Annotated in this window: 2 protein-coding genes; both read right to left on the reverse strand. The window is 62.8% G+C overall.

The genetic code is table 11. The features are described from left to right. A partial coding sequence (gene infC / locus RMN73_RS00240; protein ID WP_309601310.1) for a translation initiation factor IF-3 occupies positions 1–321 on the reverse strand: 321 nt, incomplete at its 3' end. A gap of 136 nt (positions 322–457) precedes the next feature. Next, positions 458–1,800 (reverse strand): threonine--tRNA ligase (thrS, locus tag RMN73_RS00245; protein ID WP_309601311.1); only part of this gene is annotated, 1,343 nt, incomplete at its 5' end.

Here is a 1,800-nt window from a genome sequence, read left to right on the forward strand (position 1 = left end):
CATCTTGGTCTGATAATCATGGTCGTCGATGTTGGGACGCATCTTGATCTCCTTGATCTCCTGCGTCTTCTGCTTCTTGCGCTGCTCGTTGGCCTTTTTCTGGGCTTCATATTTGAAGCGGCCGATATCGAGATATTTGGCCACGGGGGGATCGGCACCGGGGCTGATCTCGACCAGGTCGAGGCCCACGCCGGCCGCCTGCTCGATCGCCTCCTTGGTGAACATCACGCCCAGATTTTCGCCATTTTCGTCGATCACCCGAACCTTCTGGGATTGGATGAACTCATTGTAGCGAGGGCCGGTGAAGGCCGGCGGCGTCATTGCGCGACGCGGATTGGGCGGTGGTATAGCGAAGTCTCCAGAGTCGTTGGTTAAGCGCGCGAGTTAGGGCTTTGCGCGCCAATTGGGAAGGGCGAGCGCAGGCAACAGGCCGATTTTACTGCCGTGTGGCGTGGATTCACCGCAAGTCGGGCGGGATGGCCTCGGCGCTGATCATCGCCACTGCCTCGTCGAGGCTCATGACCTTCTGATACTCGTCGCTACCCAGCCGGCGGATCGCGACCGTACTCTCCTCTGCCTCGCGCTTGCCGACGACCAGCAGCAACGGGACCTTGGCGAGCGAATGTTCGCGCACCTTATAATTGATCTTCTCGTTGCGCAGGTCAGCCTCCGCACGCAGCCCCGCCGCCTTGAGCCGGGCAACCACCACATTGGCATAGTCATCGGCGTCACTGACGATTGTCGCGACCACCGCCTGGACCGGGCTGAGCCACAGCGGGAAGCGCCCCGCATGATGTTCGATCAGGATGCCGATGAACCGTTCGAACGTACCGAGGATCGCGCGGTGGAGCATCACCGGGCGGTGGCGCTCGCCATCCTCGCCGACATAGGATGCATCGAGCCGGTCGGGGAGGACGCGGTCCGACTGGATGGTACCGACCTGCCAGGTCCGGCCGATCGCGTCGGTGAGATGGAATTCCAGCTTTGGCGCGTAGAATGCACCCTCGCCGGGCAATTCTTCCCACCCATATTCGGCGGTCGCGCGGCCTGATGCCTCGACCGCGGCGCGAAGCTCGGATTCGGCCTTATCCCAGTCGGCGTCCGACCCGAAGCGCTGGTCGGGGCGAAGCGCCAGCTTGATCGCATATTGATCGAAACCAAGCTCGCGATAGACGCTGTCGAGCAGGTCGCAGAAGGCCATGACTTCGGCGACCAGCTGATCCTCGCGGACGAAGATGTGGGCGTCATCCTGCGTGAACTGGCGCACGCGCATGATCCCGTGGAGCGCGCCGTGCGGCTCGTTGCGGTGGCAGCAGCCGAATTCGGCCATTCGGATCGGCAGGTCGCGATAGCTTGTGATGCCCTGCTTGAAGATCAAAACATGCACCGGGCAGTTCATCGGCTTGAGCGCCATCAGGTCGCTGGTGCCCGACAGGACGGGGCCGTCATCCTCGCCGGACGGGATCTCGTCGGGGACGACGAACATATTCTCGCGATATTTGCCCCAATGGCCCGATTTCTCCCACTGGCGCGCGTCCATCAGCTGGGGAGTCTTGACCTCGTCATAGCCCGCCGCGTCGAGCCGGCGGCGCATATAGGCCTCCAGCTGGCGCCACAGGATGAAGCCCTTGGGGTGCCAGAAGACGCTGCCGTGGGCCTCGGCCTGGAGGTGGAACAGGTCCATGTCCTGGCCGATCCGGCGATGGTCGCGCTTGGCCGCTTCCTCCAGCCGGACGAGATGTTCGGCGAGCTGTTTCTTGTTGAGCCACGCGGTGCCGTAGATCCGGCTGAGCATCGGAT

It is taken from the genome of Sphingomonas sp. (genome assembly GCF_031372575.1).
In the GTDB taxonomy this organism is placed as follows: domain Bacteria; phylum Pseudomonadota; class Alphaproteobacteria; order Sphingomonadales; family Sphingomonadaceae; genus Sphingomicrobium.